The organism is Brevibacillus sedimenti, assembly GCF_020923495.1.
Lineage (GTDB): Bacteria > Bacillota > Bacilli > Brevibacillales > Brevibacillaceae > Brevibacillus > Brevibacillus aydinogluensis.
Genome location: NZ_CP064048.1, coordinates 87,501 through 103,048 on the forward strand (window position 1 = coordinate 87,501; position 15,548 = coordinate 103,048).

General features: G+C 57.0%; 18 protein-coding genes and 1 pseudogene (1 of these 19 only partly in view). 8 read left to right on the forward strand and 11 right to left on the reverse strand.

Features of this window, described 5'->3' with window-relative positions:
• On the forward strand, positions 1-256 hold the 3' portion of the coding sequence (locus tag IRT44_RS00535; RefSeq protein ID WP_171566349.1) for a helix-turn-helix domain-containing protein. 41 nt of this gene lie to the left of the window's left edge; the window shows 256 of its 297 coding nt (coding positions 42-297); its start codon lies beyond the left edge, outside the window; the stop codon is at positions 254-256.
• Positions 257-273: 17 nt separating this feature from the next.
• The gene (locus tag IRT44_RS00540) at positions 274-1,119 is read left to right on the forward strand and encodes an IS3 family transposase (RefSeq protein ID WP_230077258.1); all 846 of its coding nucleotides are present in this window, start codon (positions 274-276) and stop codon (positions 1,117-1,119) included.
• 82 nt (positions 1,120-1,201) lie between these two features.
• Here the strand turns inward: IRT44_RS00540 and IRT44_RS00545 are convergent, their stop codons facing one another.
• The 3 genes from IRT44_RS00545 to IRT44_RS00555 are packed head-to-tail and all read right to left on the reverse strand — an operon-like array spanning position 1,202 to position 4,403.
• Positions 1,202-1,975, reverse strand: coding sequence for a fumarylacetoacetate hydrolase family protein (locus IRT44_RS00545; RefSeq protein WP_171567542.1), 774 nt, complete (start codon positions 1,973-1,975; stop codon positions 1,202-1,204).
• Positions 1,976-2,033: 58 nt separating this feature from the next.
• Positions 2,034-3,233: a tRNA uracil 4-sulfurtransferase ThiI gene (gene thiI, locus IRT44_RS00550; RefSeq protein ID WP_171567541.1), complete on the reverse strand. Its 1,200-nt coding sequence runs from the start codon at positions 3,231-3,233 to the stop codon at positions 2,034-2,036.
• 18 nt (positions 3,234-3,251) lie between these two features.
• Positions 3,252-4,403, reverse strand: a complete 1,152-nt coding sequence (locus tag IRT44_RS00555) for a cysteine desulfurase family protein (protein WP_212133081.1) — start codon at positions 4,401-4,403, stop codon at positions 3,252-3,254.
• A gap of 274 nt (positions 4,404-4,677) precedes the next feature.
• Between IRT44_RS00555 and IRT44_RS00560 the strand changes: the two genes are divergently transcribed.
• Positions 4,678-4,824 carry a hypothetical protein gene (locus tag IRT44_RS00560; RefSeq protein WP_171567539.1) on the forward strand — a complete coding sequence of 49 codons (147 nt, stop codon included), beginning with the start codon at positions 4,678-4,680 and terminating at the stop codon, positions 4,822-4,824.
• 316 nt (positions 4,825-5,140) lie between these two features.
• On the opposite strand, the gene dapF is transcribed toward IRT44_RS00560, so the two are convergent.
• Positions 5,141-6,004, reverse strand: coding sequence for a diaminopimelate epimerase (gene dapF / locus IRT44_RS00565; RefSeq protein WP_212133082.1), 864 nt, complete (start codon positions 6,002-6,004; stop codon positions 5,141-5,143).
• A gap of 118 nt (positions 6,005-6,122) precedes the next feature.
• Between dapF and IRT44_RS00570 the strand changes: the two are divergent.
• Positions 6,123-6,654, forward strand: a pseudogene (locus tag IRT44_RS00570) (DUF84 family protein).
• A gap of 78 nt (positions 6,655-6,732) precedes the next feature.
• Here IRT44_RS00570 and IRT44_RS00575 read toward each other — a convergent pair.
• Positions 6,733-7,332, reverse strand: a complete 600-nt coding sequence (locus IRT44_RS00575) for a DUF456 domain-containing protein (RefSeq protein WP_230077259.1) — start codon at positions 7,330-7,332, stop codon at positions 6,733-6,735.
• Between the two features lie 93 nt (positions 7,333-7,425).
• Between IRT44_RS00575 and IRT44_RS00580 the strand changes: the two genes are divergently transcribed.
• Positions 7,426-8,016 carry a 5' nucleotidase, NT5C type gene (locus IRT44_RS00580; RefSeq protein WP_230077260.1) on the forward strand — a complete coding sequence of 197 codons (591 nt, stop codon included), beginning with the start codon at positions 7,426-7,428 and terminating at the stop codon, positions 8,014-8,016.
• A gap of 121 nt (positions 8,017-8,137) precedes the next feature.
• Here IRT44_RS00580 and IRT44_RS00585 read toward each other — a convergent pair whose 3' ends face one another.
• Positions 8,138-8,362, reverse strand: a complete 225-nt coding sequence (locus IRT44_RS00585) for a DUF1540 domain-containing protein (protein WP_171567534.1) — start codon at positions 8,360-8,362, stop codon at positions 8,138-8,140.
• A 142-nt stretch (positions 8,363-8,504) separates the two neighbouring features.
• On the opposite strand from IRT44_RS00585, the gene IRT44_RS00590 reads away from it, so the two are divergent.
• Complete coding sequence (locus tag IRT44_RS00590; RefSeq protein ID WP_230077261.1) at positions 8,505-9,284, forward strand: SDR family NAD(P)-dependent oxidoreductase; 780 nt, start codon at positions 8,505-8,507, stop codon at positions 9,282-9,284.
• Here IRT44_RS00590 and IRT44_RS00595 read toward each other — a convergent pair.
• Positions 9,216-10,571, reverse strand: a complete 1,356-nt coding sequence (locus IRT44_RS00595; protein WP_171567532.1) for an MFS transporter — start codon at positions 10,569-10,571, stop codon at positions 9,216-9,218. The two genes, IRT44_RS00590 and IRT44_RS00595, sit on opposite strands and share 69 nt — an antisense overlap.
• Before the next feature lie 209 nt (positions 10,572-10,780).
• Here IRT44_RS00595 and IRT44_RS00600 point away from each other — a divergent pair, with 209 nt between their 5' ends.
• Positions 10,781-11,488, forward strand: a complete 708-nt coding sequence (locus tag IRT44_RS00600) for an ArsR/SmtB family transcription factor (RefSeq protein ID WP_230077262.1) — start codon at positions 10,781-10,783, stop codon at positions 11,486-11,488.
• Positions 11,472-12,827, forward strand: a complete 1,356-nt coding sequence (locus IRT44_RS00605; RefSeq protein ID WP_230077263.1) for an MFS transporter — start codon at positions 11,472-11,474, stop codon at positions 12,825-12,827. The genes IRT44_RS00600 and IRT44_RS00605 overlap by 17 nt, the downstream gene beginning before the upstream one ends.
• Before the next feature lie 84 nt (positions 12,828-12,911).
• Here the strand turns inward: IRT44_RS00605 and codY are convergent, their stop codons facing one another.
• The 4 genes from codY to IRT44_RS00625 form a co-directional block, all read right to left on the reverse strand.
• Positions 12,912-13,682, reverse strand: coding sequence for a GTP-sensing pleiotropic transcriptional regulator CodY (gene codY / locus IRT44_RS00610; RefSeq protein WP_171567529.1), 771 nt, complete (start codon positions 13,680-13,682; stop codon positions 12,912-12,914).
• Positions 13,683-13,835: 153 nt separating this feature from the next.
• Positions 13,836-14,612, reverse strand: a complete 777-nt coding sequence (locus IRT44_RS00615) for a sporulation protein (protein ID WP_171567528.1) — start codon at positions 14,610-14,612, stop codon at positions 13,836-13,838.
• Between the two features lie 137 nt (positions 14,613-14,749).
• Positions 14,750-15,235 carry a sporulation membrane protein YtrI gene (locus IRT44_RS00620; protein ID WP_171567527.1) on the reverse strand — a complete coding sequence of 162 codons (486 nt, stop codon included), beginning with the start codon at positions 15,233-15,235 and terminating at the stop codon, positions 14,750-14,752.
• Positions 15,232-15,546: a YtrH family sporulation protein gene (locus IRT44_RS00625; protein ID WP_029098722.1), complete on the reverse strand. Its 315-nt coding sequence runs from the start codon at positions 15,544-15,546 to the stop codon at positions 15,232-15,234. The genes IRT44_RS00620 and IRT44_RS00625 overlap by 4 nt, the downstream gene beginning before the upstream one ends.
• Positions 15,547-15,548: the final 2 nt, after the last annotated feature.

The following is a 15,548-nucleotide window of genomic DNA, read 5'->3' on the forward strand; positions in this document are numbered from 1 at the left end:
GTTGAAAATGGAGGCAATACGATTGCATGTAGAGGAGAAGTGGACATACAGACGTATCACTGAGCATTTAGGAATCCAGGATAAGGATCGAGTAAAAAAATGGATGCGGAAATACAAACAACTTGGGGAGTTCGGTCTTTTGGATCAGCGTGGACGACGTCCAGAGTACATCGATCAAGATCGACATGTGAAAAAATTGAAACGGGAGAACGAAATTCTAAAAAAGTGTTTGGAAATCTGGATGCGGGAGGTGTAAGAAAAAAGTATCGTGTGATGGAGAATGTGGCAGCATTGTACCCGATTACCGAACTCTCCAAACTTCTTGGTGTATCGAGGAGTGGGTATTATCGATATCTTGCACAGAAGGAGTGGGATAGAGACGGAGAACTGAAACAGCAGATTCAAACCATCTATGATGAACGAAAAGGAATATATGGGTATCGAAGAATTCAAGCGGAACTCCTTCGTCAATACGGCAAGGTTGTGAATCATAAGAAGGTGTTACGGCTCATGCAAATTCTTGGGCTGAAAGCCATTATTCGTGGCAAACGAGCGTATCGGAGCACGTATCGAGCGGCTGAATCAGATGGTCGTGTTGCCGAAAATTTGTTGAAGCGTGACTTCACAGCCGAGAAACCGAACCAGAAGTGGGTCACCGATGTTACCCAGTTTCGTGTAGGAGATCAACGTATCTTCTTATCTACGATTAAAGACTTGTTTCACAACGAAATCGTGGCGCACCATGTGAGCTTACACAATGACAATGTCCTTGTCCTAGAGACGTTTCGGAAAGCATTTGAAAAGCATAAGGACGTGACTGGACTGATCGTACACAGCGATCAAGGCTTCCAGTACACGTCCCATGCATACCACGACATGCTGCAAAAGGTTGGCGCCCGAATCAGCATGTCCCGAAGGGGCAATTGTTTAGACAATTCCCCTATGGAGAGTTTCTTCTCGCACTTAAAGGCAGAAGCTCTCTATCCTTATGATATTCGAAGTTTGGATGAGGCGCAAAGACGAATTGAGGAGTACATTCGTTTTTACAATGAGGAGCGTTTGCAAATCAAATTAAATAAGCTGACGCCAGTCGAGTACAGGCGTCAGCATGCGGCCTAACGGCCGGGGGTTTTTTAAGTGTCTACAAAATGGGGTCTTGACCATCTGTGAAGGGGTCTTGTTTGGTGTGTTGATACAAATCCTAATCCATGCCGACTGACACGCGTGTCGTCAGCGTGCCGATACCTTCCACTGTCACGGAAATCTCGTCTCCCGGGTGCAGTTCACCCGCTCCCGCAGGCGTACCAGTCAACATTACATCACCCGGAAGCAGCGTCACGACGGAGGATACCGCCTCCAGCAACCGAGGGATGGAGAAGATCATCTGCTTGGTGCTGGAATCCTGCCGCACCTCCCCATTGACGCGGGTCACGATGCGCAAATCGGCGTAATCCAGCTTGGCGGCGATCGCCGGTCCCAATGCACAAATCGAGTCCGTTTCCCCTGTTTTCGTCTGCTGCCCGCCGTGCTGCTGCACACCGGCAACGTCAATCGCACAGGTAAACCCGAGAATGTACTCGTCGGCTTCTTCCGCAGTGATGTGACGCGCCTCTTTTTTGATAACGACAGCCAGTCCCCCTCCAAATTGAAGGGAGTAAGGCCGTCCTGGGAACACAAGCGACTCGTCCGGTCCAGCCAGCTGAACGGAAGGCTTCACAGCAATCGCCGGTTCCGCCGCAGGTTGAATCCCCATCTCTTCCGCGCGGTCCCGGTAGTTGAGACCGATGCTGACCACTTTGCTCGGGGTGCAGGGCGTTTTCAGCACGATCTCGTCAAGCGGCAGTTCCAGACCCGTCATGATGGGCTTGGCCGCTTTCACTTTGTAGATGTCTCCTTCAATCACCCGCACCTTGTTTTCCGATTCCACCATCCAGCCATGCTTGACCTTGCCGTTTCGTTCATAGCGGATGATCATGGGCTTCCCCTCCCTGGATTGATTCCGTCGCTCATATCTGTCTTTTGCCGCTTTAGCTTTAGAACAGGTCGGTTGCCGCTTCCCGCGGCTCCGCCGTAATTTCCTCGATTACGGTGCGGTTTACGGCGTCCTCCACCAACGCCGCCACGTCCAGTTTTTCCTCGAACCGCTCTGCTACATGCGGTTTGGGCCGGGTCACCGGATTTTTCGGCGTAAAAATGGTGCAGCAGTCTTCGTACGGCAAAATGGACAGCTCGTACGTATCAATCCGCCGGGCAATGTCGGTGATCTCTGTCTTGTCCATCCCGATCAGCGGACGCAAAATCGGAATCGAGACGACCTTGTTGATCGTGTTCATGCTCTCCAGCGTCTGGGACGCTACCTGGCCCAGGCTTTCACCGGTCGCCAGCGCCAAGGCACCGGTTCTGGCGGCAACCTGCTCGGCAATCCGCATCATGAATCGGCGCATGATGGTGATCAGGTAGTCTTCCGGACACTTCTCGCGAATGGCCGTCTGAATCTCCGTAAACGGAACGACGTGCAGCCGCACGGTCCCGCCCCAGAGGGCCAGCTTTTGGGCCAGATCGCGGACTTTTTGCAGGGCCCGTTCGCTGGTAAACGGATAGCTGTGGAAGTGAATCGCTTCCAGGGTGACACCCCGCTTCATCATCTTCCAGCCGGCAACCGGGCTGTCAATCCCGCCGGAGAGCAAGAGCAGCACCTTGCCGCCGGAGCCGACCGGCAGACCGCCGGGACCGGGAATCGTCTCACAACTGATATACGTGCCCTCGGCGCGAATCTCAATGTTCACGACTGCTTCCGGTTGGTGAACATCCACCTTGATTTCCGGGATGTTGCGCAAAATATGCGTTCCCACCATGCGGCTTACTTCCATCGACTGTTTCGGGAAACGCTTGTCCGCGCGGCGGGTCTCCACCCGAAACGTTTTCGGCTGCGGCTGCAGATGGCGGATCAGCTCCAACGCCTTCGCCTTGATCGCCTGTTCATCCGGCTCCACCTGAACGGTGGGGCTGATGGAGGAGATGCCGAATACACGGCGCAGCCGCTCCACCACCGCATGGGCGTCCTCTCCGTGCAGTTCCACGTACATGCGGCCGTAGTTTCGGCGCACCTTGATGTTGGCAAACGGGCGCAGCACGCTTTTGACGCTCTGTACCAAGGCTGCTTCAAACAAATCGCGATTCCGGCCTTTCAACGCCAGTTCGCCGTAACGAATCAAAATGACATCGTACTTCATGGTTTGCTCCTTTACATGTTACGCTTTTGCTTTCATATGGGGACGGATGCTGGCGACACACTCAGAAGCGGCAGCAACAAATGCCCGCGCCTCCTCAATGGTGTTCTCCCGTCCCACGCTGATGCGAATGGCCGACAGTGCCCGCTCCCTGTCCTGCAGAGCGGCCATCAATACCCGGCTGGGCTCGTTTGCCTTGGAGGAGCAGGCTGATTTGGTGGAAACGAGGTAGCCTCGTTCCTCCAGCGCGTGCAGCAGCACTTCCGCCTTCATCCCGGGAAACGAGACGTTGACGATGTGAGGGGCCGCTCCCTCGCTTGGCGTGTTGACGACGCATCCGGGAATCTCGGCCAATCCCTGCCGCAGCACCTGGGTGATGGACGCCAGCCGGGCGGGTTCTTCCGGCCCCATCTCTTCCAGCAATCGGATTGCTTTGGCCATGCCGGCGATGGCTGGCAGATTCTCCGTTCCGGAGCGGAAACCACCCTCCTGCCCCCCGCCCATCAACAGCGGCTGGAGAATCAATCCCTCCCGTTTGTACAGGATGCCGACGCCACGCGGTCCGTAAAATTTATGGGCCGATACGCTGAGCAGGTCGATGCCCCACTCCTTCAGGCGAATCGGCAGTTTGCCGACGCTTTGCACGGCGTCGACGTGGAACAGAATTTTCGGGTGCTGCTTCAGCAGGGCGCCGATCTCGGCGATGGGCTGCACCGTCCCCAACTCGTTGTTTACGTGCATGACGGAAACGAGAATGGTATCCGACCGGATCGCCCGTTTCAGGTCTTCCACAGAGACACGACCCGCGCTGTCAACCGGCAAATACGTAACGGAAAAACCGAACTCTTCCAACTGCTTGCATACATCATAGACGGCAGGGTGCTCCACGCTCGTCGTAATGATATGTCTTCCCCGGCTCTGAAACTGCATGGCCACACCTTTGATCGCAGCGTTGTTGCTCTCGGTGCCGCCGGACGTAAAGATGATTTCCGACGGTTTGCACCCGAGGAAACGGGCGGCTACCGCGCGTGCCTGCTTCAGGATGTTCTCTGCTTCGAGCCCTTTTTGATGCAGCGAGGACGGATTCCCATAGTAGGTCTCCATCGCCCGTTTGACCACCTCAACCACCTGCGGATGAGGACGAGTCGTGGCGCTGTTGTCCAAATAAATCACCAGTCCACACCTTCCTGAGGGCTGTTCGCCCAAAGTCTACTTTTCATCATAACACGACAGTTCCGATCAACATATAGCCGGGAGCATACTTCCCCTTATTTTCTCCCACTTTTCGGCGGGGAACAACGCCGGGGAGAAAAAAGCGGCAAAAACCTTCACAAATTGTTCACAAACACAAGCGCTTACATTGGCAGGCGGGCTCTTTACACAGCAATGTCCATTCGTTAGAATAGTCAATAAATTTAGAGAACGAGAAGCGAAGGAGAGAAGCACCATGACAACACGGACAATGGAGATGGAAGAGAAAATCCGCAAAATGGAGGCAGAACTGAGAAGGCTGCGTGCCGAATTGGCGAAGCTGGGCAGCAAGCAGTCTGATGAAACGGTGACGGTCTACCTGAACGAGGTGTACAACGGGTGAACCTTTGCCTTTGCCTTAGCCTTACCTGCCAGCGTGGAAGAAGCACGACTGTTTGTGCCGACTTCCACGCTTTTTTACGCCTTCGCCCCGGTCAATGATTTCCCCTTACCGCCTCACGCTCCGCCAGTATGCGTACCCGATCAGTATCAGCAACCCGACGATCGTCGCGATTACATATGCAAACTTTGCCGCCATCAGAGTACCTCGCTTTAGCTTTTATTCCGTAGTATGCGCATGTGCGGCTGTTCCTTTGCCAAAAAAGCCGTCCCCTATGTAATAAAGGGACGGCCTCGGCCAACGATTTATGCTTTTTAAGTCAGCCTGTATACGGAAGCGAACCGTGATAAACGCCGGAATATACCTCTGTTGCAGGGCCGGTCATGTACACGCGGTTGTCGCTCTCCCGCCATTCGACCACCAAATCCCCGCCCGCCAGATGTACAGTTACAGTCCGGTCGGTCAAGCCGCTGAGGCTGGCAGCCACCGCCGCTGCACACGCTCCCGTGCCGCAGGCGAGCGTCACTCCCGAACCGCGTTCCCAGACGCGGAACAGCACTTCCTGCCGGTTCAGCACCTGAATGAACTCCACATTGGTGCGCTCGGGGAACCACTCGTGCCGCTCGATGACCGGTCCGTACTTCACCACGTCCGCTTCGTTCAGCTCATCGACAATCAGCACGGCGTGAGGATTGCCCATCGAGACGGCAGTCATCGTAAACGTGCGGCCGTCGATGGTGAGCGGCTGGCCGATCACTCGTTCCCCCGGCTCTCCGGTCATGGGAATGGCCGACCGGACAAATTGCGGTTCCCCCATGTCAATGGTCACCAGCTCCACCTTGCCGTCGACGCCCACCGTTACGGACGGAGTGACGATGCCGCCCAGCGTTTCTACGGAAAACGACGTCTTGTCCGTCAATCCGTGGTCGTACACGTATTTGCTCACGCAGCGCAGGCCGTTGCCGCAGTTTTTCGCTTCGCTGCCGTCGTTGTTGAAGACCCGCATGCGAAAGTCAGCCTGCTCCGAGGGCATGATCAGAATCAAACCGTCACTGCCGATGCCAAAGTTGCGGTCGCTGACCCGCCGTGCCAGTTCCGGCAGATCCACGCCCGTCAGCGGTTCGGAAAAACAGTCCACGTATACGTAGTCGTTGCCCAGTCCGTGCATTTTGGTAAATTTCATGGTTCGCCCCTCATTTTTGCTCCGAAATTGTATTTCTCGCTTTATCTTACCACAGAAGCCCTGGACGTGGGGAAGTGGTATACTACCCCTAGCCAATCTGCAGCAGGAGGTGTGCGGCATGGATATGTCCGCGCTGCGCTTCGCACTGGGCACAGTCAATCAGGCGAAACGGACAGCAGTCGTGTTGGCGACAGGAACGGAACCGATCTGTCTGGCGGTGCCGTCCGGCGTCTCCGCCCAGCCGCTTTCCGAGGAAGAGACGATCACAGGGGCGATCAACCGGGCCAAAGCGGTGTTGAACCGGGTCCCGAACGCCGACATCGGCTTGGGGCTGGAAGGGGGCTTGACGTTTGACGATCGGTACACGAATCAATGGTATCTGCTCTCCGTCTGCGCCGCTTGGGACGGCAGGCGGCTTTGCCTGGGCAAGGGACTGTTTTTTCCCATCCCAAACTTGGCGGTGGAACGGATCAAACAGGAAGGCATCGAGCTTCGGACGATCATCGACGAGTGGAGCGGCACCACGGGAACCAATCAGCGCGGCGGCGCTTACGGATTGTTGACGGAAGGGACGAATCCGGCGCTCCGAGGTGTTTCGCGACGCCGTCACCGCCGCCGTCACCCCGTTCGTCTCCGCTTTGTACCGATAAGTCCCCGGACGACCGAACCGATCAGACAGGAAAAAACCTCTCCGTCACCGGAGAGGTTTTTTCGACGAGGCGCCACCGTCATCGGGCGATGTAATACGGATAGATGATCAGCGCGCCAATAATGGCAATCGCCCCTACGATCATCGCCCAGACCCCGAGTGTACGAGCGTTTCGCCGGTACGCCAGGTATCCCAGCACCACGCCAATCGGAGCGACGATATACGGGAGCAGAAACAGCGACAGAATGGACAAGCCCAATCCTGTCCAACCAATCCCGCTGGCTCCGCCGTCTGCCTGCGTGTCGACGTCGTCAGTGGTACGCGTGTCAGTGGTGGGCGTGTTCCGGACGGGTTCGGCAATTTCCGCGGCCGTTTCCACGTCGTTCCCGTTCAGGGTGGAGTCATCCTGGCGGTTGTCCCCCCGTTTCTCCCCTTCCCGGTCTGCCTGCTGTGTCAGATCGGCTCCTGCCGTGTCCACGTTTTGTTCTCCCAGGTAACGTTCCGTCTGGGAGTAGGGATCATACTGGATGTTCCCTCGGGAACGGGCGGCATTTTCATCCAACACAGCCCCCATCCAGGAGTCGGCGAACTCGGTATCCCGCTGATCGAACATCTCCGTCAGGCCGTTTTCTCCTTCCTTCTGCTCGGCATTCACACGCTCGTCTCGATCGTACGCCATGCCATGCTCAGCCCCTTTTTTCAAAAGGATTGTGATGAAGGAAGTAGCCTTATTCTCTGCCGAGGGTGTACAATTTAAACTGGAGGCGAGAGGATGAAACCAGAGAACCCCCTAACGATTGGCATCGACATTGACGGCACTGTCACGGAGCCGAGCAGCATTGTCCCTCTGATGAATGAAAGCTTTGGCAAACAATTGCGATACGAAGACTGTATTGATTACAATCTGGCCACGGTCTACGGGATCAGCGACGAAGTCTTTGCAGACTGGCTGGACAAGCACGGCGAGCGCCTGTACGACGTCGCCCCTGTCCACGGCGCGGCCGACCGGGTGCTGCGCCAGTGGTACAAGCGGCACAAACTGGTGTACATCAGCGCCCGGGAAGCCCGTCATCTGGAGGTCACCACAAAGTGGTTCTCCCGCTATCAGATTCCGTACCACCATATGGATTTGATCGGTTCGCACGACAAGCTGGCCGCCGCCCGAAAGTGGCAGGTGGACCTGTTTTTGGAAGACCGGTTGGAAAACGCGCTGCAGCTGGCTGAGGCCCTCTCCATCCCGGTCTTTTTGTTCGACACTCCGTACAACCAGGGCACGCTCCCCCGTCTGGTGCAACGGGTCACCTCCTGGGAGCAGGTGGACACCCTGGTGGAGCAGCTGGCGCTGGAAAAGGCCAACGCGTAAAGCGGCCACCCGCTCTACGGTGAGAGTGCCGTTCCCGCTGAGACCGCGGCGATGGGACAGAGTGCGGCCTGCAGCACATGGAAAAAAGACGCATCCCCGGCACGGGATACGTCTTTTTTCCTTACTTTTTCTCGTCTTTCTTCGGTTTGAACGTGTGACAACAGGTTTGGGAGGAGTCGTTCACCTGATCCTTGTGCTGGCTGTCGTGTCCGTACTCACCGGCAAACTCTTCCTTAAAATTTGCGTGGGCGTGACTGTCAATTTCCACCATGATCATCTCGGCGGAACAGTTGTTGCCTTCGCTCCAGTATTCGCAGTTGGAAACGCTGCATTTTACGATGGGCATGTGTCTCACCTCCTAGAGGCTATCCTTTACCACGCACATACAGCTTATACCCCCGCAAATTAAGGCTTCCTTGACATCACGCCGTTCGGCAAAACCATGACTGCCGCCTTCCTGGCATGTTTCGCGAAAGGAGACCTGTTTCATGAGCAACCCGCGCATCGTCGTCATTACCGGCGCAGCAGGCGGTCTCGGGCAGGAACTGACGAGACTTCACCTGACAAAAGGAGATACCGTGGTCGCGACCGGCCGATCCATGGACAGTCTGGCAGCGATGCACGAACGTCTGGGTGCGTCCGACCGCCTGTTTCTCCATCAGCTCGACGTCACCGCCAACGAAGCCGTGCAGCATTTTGCCGACTGGGTACAGCTTCGCTTTGGCCGCTGCGACCTTCTCTACAACAACGCGGGCACTGCCGTATTCGTTCCGCTGGCCGAGATGCGCCAAGACCAGCTGGAAACCATTCTGGCTACCAACATCGCCGGTCCGCTGTATGTGATCCGCGCGTTTTTGCCGATGATGCTTGCGGCCCGCTCCGGCCACATCGTAAACATCGCATCGCTCGCCGGCCAGGTGGCGACGGCAAAAGCGGCCGTGTACGCTGCCAGCAAAGCAGCTGTGATCCGGCTGAGTGAGGGACTGCGCCATGAGTTGGCAGACAGCGGCATCCACGTCACCTGCGCCATGCCCGGACCGATCGACACGCCGTTTTTGCAGCGGGCGGACCAGACAGGCGCGTACCGGGAAAAAGTCCGCCGCTATCTCCTGACGCCGGAGCAGACAGCGGCTCGAATCATCCGGGCTGTGGAAGCAAAGCAGCCGGAAGTGGCCATGCCCCTCCGGCTGCATCTCCTGTCACTGCTCTACACGATGCTGCCCCATGGCGTGAAGCGCCTCCTCGCCCCCCTGCTGAACCGGAAGTAGCTCCGGCTCATCCAGCCGCCGCAGCGCCACATACGCGAGCAGACCGGTCACCACGCAGACGACGGAGGCAGCGCCGAACATTCCCTGCACTCCGCATACGGGGATGAGCCAGCCGGCAGCAGCCGCCCCGGCAGGCATGCCCGTCCCCGTAATCGTGCGGACGCTGGTCAGCACCCGCCCCAGCAGTTCTTCGGGCACGTGTTTTTGCAGATGACTGCGGTACAAGATGTTGTAGGGTGAAAAACTGAGTCCGGCCAGCGCCATCGCCAGCATCGCCACCTCGACGCGGGTAAACAGGGCAAGCGGCAGCGTCGTGATCCCCCACACGCCGATGATGGCCGCCAGCGTCACGCCGGTCGGGAGTTTCCAGGTAACAGCGGAAAACAGGATCGACCCGAGCAGCGCCCCCGCCGCCAAGGCGGACCAAAGCAGTCCGAGCGAGACTGCTCCGCCTTCCAGATCGTTATTGGCGTACAGCGGCAGCCCCACCTCCACCGGGCCGTACGCCATGTTGAAGAAAAAGGTGAACAGCACAAGCCACAACAGGCGGCGGCGCCCCAGCAGGTAACAGTAACCGGTGCGGATGTCGGCGATCAGCGAACGCGGGAACGGACCGAATGCGACCACACTCCCGCTGCTTTCCGCCGCCTTCCCTTGGATCTCCTCTGCCTCTTTTTCGTCCATCCGCTCGACAGAGAAACTGTCCACTCCCGCGGCCGGCTTCAGGCGGGAAAAACAAAAGGCACAGAGGAAAAAGCCGATGGCGTCCACAATCAGCACGTTGGCCGCCCCGATCCAGGCGATCAATACCCCGGCCGCAGCGGGCCCGAACAGATAGTTAATCTGCCACTGGCTTTCCATCAGACCGTTCGCCTTGACCAGCAGGGATTTGTCCGTCACCAGCCGGGGCAGCAGGGTCTGGGCACCCGCGCTGCTGAGGGGTGAGAGCATCCCGGCGATGACGATCAGTACGTATACCAGCCACAGCGGCGTCCCCTCCATCTGCAGCAGCAGCACCAGCGTGAAAAAGATCAGGCCGCGCAGCACGTTGTCCAGCATGATCAGCTGCCGCCGGTCAAAGCGATCCAGCAGAACCCCGGCGACCAGCCCGGCAAGCACTGCGGGGATGTTGTATGCCAGGACGACACCCCCCATGGCGGCAGACGAACCGGTCTTGTTCATCACAAACCAGGTCAAGGCCATCCATCCAAACTGATTGCCCAGGCCGGACAAAAACAGTCCCACCCAGTACCAGCGAAACGACGATTGCCTCCACAGTTCCTTCACGCCAATCTTCCTTTTCTTTCCGATTTGAGCATTATTGTAGCCATTTTTCTAAACTTTTTCAATTATTATATTTATTAATAGGAACTCCATCACTATTCGAAATACATGCTTGAAAACTTGCAGGTTTATTTGATAAAATTCGTTCAAACAAATTTGAACGTTTCGATAATACCGTAATGTTCAAATGATTTTAAGAGGGTGATTATTTCTTGAAACGTTATATGGTCATCGAAAGTCTGGAACAACTCCGCGCCATTAGTGACGCGCTGCGCCTGGAAATGATCACGCTGCTGACCAAAGATGCGTACACGGGAAAACAGTTGGCCGGGATGCTTTCTCTCTCTCCTTCCAAGGTTCATTACCATCTAAAGGAGTTGGAGCAACACGGCTTTGTCCGCGTGGTCCGCACCGAGGAGAAAAACGGAATTGTGCAGAAGTTCTACCGTTCCGTCGCCTTCGATTTCAAGGTGAGCGAAGACCTGCTGCCGTCCCTGCGCGAGGACACCCTTTTACAGCAAGAAGTAATGCTCAACCACCTGCGTACCAGCATCACGCGGCTGTACAACGCGCCGGACGAATCGTTTCTGCTCTTTGCCGAAGAGGAAAAACGGCCGCCGCTCTACGCCTTCAACGGGGAAGTTAAGGCGCCGCGGGACGAGATCAAGGCATGGATCAAAAAGTATCACGCCTTGCTGGAGGAATTGAACGAGATGGAGGAACGCCACCTGCAGCGGATCAGGGCCGGGGAGGCGGAAGATACGGGAGAAGTGTTTTACTTCGTCGGCGTCGGCTTCATGACCAACGAGCAGATCTATGTGGCTGACGATGAATCGCTGCCCGAGGGATTCGTGCATGCAGACGATGTAACGGTAAGGAAAATGGGCAGGAGGAAAACGGAATATGACCCAGACAACTAAACGCGCACTGTGGAAAAACAGCCAGTTTGTCCGACTCTGGTTCGGCAACCTGATTTCGGCGCTGGCCGACAGTGCGTTCTTCGTCTCCCTTTCCTGGTTTATCGTGGACGTGACCGGCTCGGAGACGGTGCTCGGCACCACCTTGATCTGCATGTCCATTCCCCGTCTTGTGTTTATGCTGGCGGGCGGAGTGGCTGCCGACAGGATCAGCCGCAAGCGGATCATGGTCGGTTCCATACTGGCTCGGGGGATGGTGCTCTCCGGCTTCGGCCTGCTGCTCATGTACGACGATGACCAACTGCTTCCCTACTCCGCCTACGCGATGGCCGCCCTGTTCGGCACGGTGGACGCTTTTTTCTGGCCCGCGCGCAATTCCATTCTGCCGTTTGTGGTCGGCCGCGACCAGTTGGCCGGAGCAAACAGCCTGATGGAAATCTCGCAGCAGCTCAGCATGGTATGCGGTCCGCTGGTCGCCGCCATGCTGCTATACACCGTACCGTACCCGCCGATGTTTTTGATCATGGCTGCCGCCTTTTTCGCCGGTACGCTGATTCTCTTCACGCTCCGGCTCCAGCCCGTCCAAACGGCGCCTTCGGCAGAACCGGATCACCAGCGTGCATCTCGGCCTTCCTACTTCCGCGACGTCTGGGAAGGCATCCGCTTCACCTTTTCCATCCCGATCCTGACGATCATCTTCGGGACGTCCCTGGTGCTCAACATGATGTTTTCCGGTCCGGTCAACATGGGGCTGCCCCTTTTGGTCAAGCATCTCGGCTGGGACGGCAGCGCCTACAGCTCGCTCAGTTCGGCTCTCGGCGTGGGCACCATCGCCGGCGGCGTCATCACTGCCTTGTGCGGCGGATTCCGCGGGCGCTACAAGTTCCTGCCCCTGATAGTCGGTCTGATGGGGGCAGGCATCGCCGCCGTCTCGTTCATGCATCAATTGGCGTTTGGGCTGGCGATGCTGTTCGCCGTCGGCATGGCGATGAGCATGACCAACATTCCGCTGATCACCTACATACAGACGATCGTTCCCGACGCCAAGTTGGGCAGGGTGATGTCGCTGCTTACACTGATGTCGGTCGGTCTGGGCCCGGTCAGCTACGCGCTTTGCTCTGTTCTCCTGGAGCGCAGGTGGGCCGCTCCGGACACACTGCTTTTGATCGGCGGTCTGTCACTCGGGACGGTCGGCCTCAGCCTGCTTTTGTTCCGGTCGTTTCGCCAAATGGAGGAGCATCCGCTCTGGTCCGGCCGGACGGCGGCGGAAACGACCGACTCGCCGCAGCCGCACCAACCTGGCGACGGCAGCCGCAACGAACAAACACCCGCAGCGCTGTAACGCCTGCGGGTGTGTTTTCCTTTTTGAAGGCGAAGCAGTCAGTCATGCGCGCCCTTCCCTGCGGAAAGCAGGCGCCGCCGCGTGTTACGACGTCTTCCATTTCGCCAGTTCGTCCGGAAACTTGTCGTTCAACACTTTAATATAGGTGCCTTTCATGCCGAGCGAGCGGGACTCCAGCACGCCCGCGCTGGCCAGTTTTCTGAGCGCGTTGACGATGACGGAGCGGGTCAGGCCGGCCTGATCAGCCAGTTGGCTGGCGACGAGCAGCCCTTCCTTGGCATCGAGCTGTTCCATGATTTTCTCGATAGCGATCTGCTCGCTGTACGACAGGGACGAGAGCGCAATTTTGGCAAAGGTTTTGTCGCGCACCTCGCTTTCGATCTGCTCCGTGCGCTGGCGGACAATTTTCATGCCGATGACGGTGGCGCCGATTTCCGCCAGGATCAGATCCTCCGTCTCAAATTGGCCGTACGCCCGCAGCAGGACGAGTGTGCCGAGGCGGCTGCCTCCGGCGTTGATCGGCACGATGGTGGTCATCATCTGCGGGAAAAGCGACACCAAGTCGGGTGTCACCATGCTGTAGGGGCTTTGCACCGGTTCGTTGGCCAGTGATTGGCTTACCTCCAGCAGCCGCTGATGATAGCCGGCAGGAAGCAAGTCTTTCGTCTGCTCACCGACGGCAAAATCCTGCTGCAGTCCGCTGCCGATGATGGAGCCGTCGGCAGTGATGATGTAGACGTTGGCGTCGATGACGTCGGACAAAAGTCGGGCCAGGTCGTGGTAGCCGACTCCGCTGCCTCCCATCGTTTTTTGCAGCATCACATTAATCTTTCTCGTTTTCTCCAGTAAATTCATTCCTTTTTTTCCTCCTTGCGGTTCTCTGTGGTCTCAGTATTGTCTGAAAAATCCCGGCTCATACGTGCAAATCAAAAAATAGACAATAAAAGAACAGGCGCAGGGCAAAAAAATACTGCCTGAGCAGAATTTGCCAGACAGTTTTTTCCGTGCTTAGCGTATGTTGCGGCGAATGATTTCCTCTATCTGATCGGCGATCATATCAGTCGGCCGGTTCAGATCGGCCTCAGTCAGGCGGAAGCGGGCATAGCGCTCATCCAGGTTGAACGCTTCCTCAAGAGCGCCCAGCAGACCGCGCGCCCGTTTATCCAGTTCCAGCAGCACTTCCAGCTCTCCATCGCGAAGGTGAAAGACGGCTTCCAATTCTTCCAGACGGCTGCGGTACGGGCCGATCGGACGGAATTCAAATTCCTGCACGAACGGATAGCGGCGACCCAGGTAGCGATTGTACTCGCAGTCCACTTTGTACAGTTGGAACCCGATCCGTTGAATGGCGTCCAACACCTTTGCCATCAAGGGATGCGGACGAACCTCGATGAAGTCGGAATCAGCCGGGTCAATGGCGTTCTTGATGTCCAGCCCGGTCCGCAGATAGACCGGCTGCCGTCCAATCGTCAGCGGCGTCTCATACGGCAGTTGGAAGGCAAACGGCAGCACTCTTCGCTCTTTGGGCAGCAGTGTAAAGCGCTCGGACAGTCTGTGCTTGACCAGGATGCACTCCTCTTTTACCTTGCTGTCGTTTACTTCCCGTTCGTAGTGGGTGACGACGTACATGTAGATGTCGTCGATCTCCTGGGCCACGTCACCGCCCGCTATGTGGATTTCCCCTCTCACCATGTCGCCAGGCATGAGGGAATCCTGCTCCAGCCGGGCGTCAACCTGCGCGGAGCCGATCCCAACGCTGGCCAGCAGCTTTTTGAACATCGACATCGCTTCATTCTCTCCTTTGGTTCCGTTTGCTCCGCTGCGGTTCGCGTCCGCCGGAGTTTCAGTTTGGTTATACGGGTCGTGCAGCAGAAAGTTTCATGCGGAGACTGTATTTTTTTGACAATTTCGTCTGTTTGCCGTCAGGTCCCCTCCCGCTTCGTTTCCACTGTAACAAACAGAAACAGATCGCGGCTGATTGCCACCGTTTTCACCCGCACCTCGGCTATCGTGCCCTCGTCGTCCACCACGTACTCCCTTCTCCTGAGCATTTCATGCAGCACCTCGTGCACGCCGGCCACCTGCTCTACTTTTTTGCCCTTCAGGGAGGCGAGGTCTTTTTCCAAATGGCGCGCCACCTGTACCTCGATCGTCGGGTGCGGCTTCGGCTCCAGCACGACCACGCGGATCTCCTCGATCACCACGTCCTGCTTTTTGCGGGACACCCGCTGGGTCTGCCTCAGCGCCTCGTTCTCTTCCCGCAATTTTTCCGTCAACATTTGCAAACTCTGGTTCAGGACCAGCATCTGTTCCATTTCCCGACCGTATACCAGCAGCACCCCCGTCCCCCCCAACATGGCGCCCAACACCAGCAGGGCGACGTACCGCTTCCACAGACTTGCACTCATGAACGCACCTGCCACAGCCATTGGACGGTGATCGTGCCCATATGGGCGCCGAGAAACGCCACCACGATCATCACCAACTGTTTTACCACGGGGTGAAAGTGGCCCACGAGGATTTTTTCAATCTGTAAAAAGGAGTCAAACGTGCCGCCCAGAGCGCCCACCAGCCCCCAGATCTTCAACTGGTCCGCCAGTTCCTTCATCGACCAGAGCGGCGGTTTTTCTGCCGCCAGAAAATAGCCCAATCCGCCGGAAAGGGACCCGCCAACGACGATCCCGTACGCGATAAAAAAGGTAAGTATCACCTGAGACATGC

Coding starts and splice junctions, on each gene's coding strand:
- IRT44_RS00620 (WP_171567527.1), bottom strand. CDS start 15,235: ATGAGTGCAAGTCTGTGGAAGCGGTACGTCGCCCTGCTGGTGTTGGGC.
- IRT44_RS00590 (WP_230077261.1), top strand. CDS start 8,505: ATGAGCAACCCGCGCATCGTCGTCATTACCGGCGCAGCAGGCGGTCTC.
- IRT44_RS00545 (WP_171567542.1), bottom strand. CDS start 1,975: ATGATCATCCGCTATGAACGAAACGGCAAGGTCAAGCATGGCTGGATG.
- IRT44_RS00585 (WP_171567534.1), bottom strand. CDS start 8,362: ATGCCCATCGTAAAATGCAGCGTTTCCAACTGCGAATACTGGAGCGAA.
- dapF (WP_212133082.1), bottom strand. CDS start 6,004: ATGAAATTTACCAAAATGCACGGACTGGGCAACGACTACGTATACGTG.
- IRT44_RS00540 (WP_230077258.1), top strand. CDS start 274: ATGGAGAATGTGGCAGCATTGTACCCGATTACCGAACTCTCCAAACTT.
- codY (WP_171567529.1), bottom strand. CDS start 13,682: ATGAATTTACTGGAGAAAACGAGAAAGATTAATGTGATGCTGCAAAAA.
- IRT44_RS00605 (WP_230077263.1), top strand. CDS start 11,472: ATGACCCAGACAACTAAACGCGCACTGTGGAAAAACAGCCAGTTTGTC.
- IRT44_RS00580 (WP_230077260.1), top strand. CDS start 7,426: ATGAAACCAGAGAACCCCCTAACGATTGGCATCGACATTGACGGCACT.
- IRT44_RS00560 (WP_171567539.1), top strand. CDS start 4,678: ATGACAACACGGACAATGGAGATGGAAGAGAAAATCCGCAAAATGGAG.
- IRT44_RS00575 (WP_230077259.1), bottom strand. CDS start 7,332: ATGGCGTACGATCGAGACGAGCGTGTGAATGCCGAGCAGAAGGAAGGA.
- IRT44_RS00615 (WP_171567528.1), bottom strand. CDS start 14,612: ATGTCGATGTTCAAAAAGCTGCTGGCCAGCGTTGGGATCGGCTCCGCG.
- thiI (WP_171567541.1), bottom strand. CDS start 3,233: ATGAAGTACGATGTCATTTTGATTCGTTACGGCGAACTGGCGTTGAAA.
- IRT44_RS00625 (WP_029098722.1), bottom strand. CDS start 15,546: ATGTCTCAGGTGATACTTACCTTTTTTATCGCGTACGGGATCGTCGTT.